At 36.1% G+C, this 410-nt stretch carries 1 pseudogene; it reads left to right on the forward strand.

From position 1 onward, the window contains the following. Positions 1 to 410, forward strand: a pseudogene (locus NL42_RS19155) (hypothetical protein); the annotation flags it as partial.

Here is a 410-nt window from a genome sequence, read left to right on the forward strand (position 1 = left end):
TAATAGCCCTATTATTGAAGAGCATTTCGATAATGAAAGATTTTTTAGTGAATGCCAGCAATGGTTTGCTCAAGAAATCATTAAACTTTATAACCCTCAATATCCTGATGGGAAAAATTCAATTTATGAAGTTTTTAGTAGAAGGAATTTTTTAAAGGGACCAAATGGCGCACCCTGCACAACTCAGTTAAAGCGGATTCCGCGTGGTTCTTTCCAAGAATATGGCGACTTACATGTATTTGGATATGACCTAACAGAAATTGCGCGAGCTGAAGAGTTTGAAGAAAAAAACCCAACCATTAAAACTTACTTCCCTTTAATTGAAGCAGAACTTACCAAAGCAGACTGCTTAGCAATGCTTCAAGATGCAAATATTGAACTACCAGCAATGTATAAGCTTGGCTATCTAA

The organism is Acinetobacter sp. GN11 (assembly GCF_054823985.1).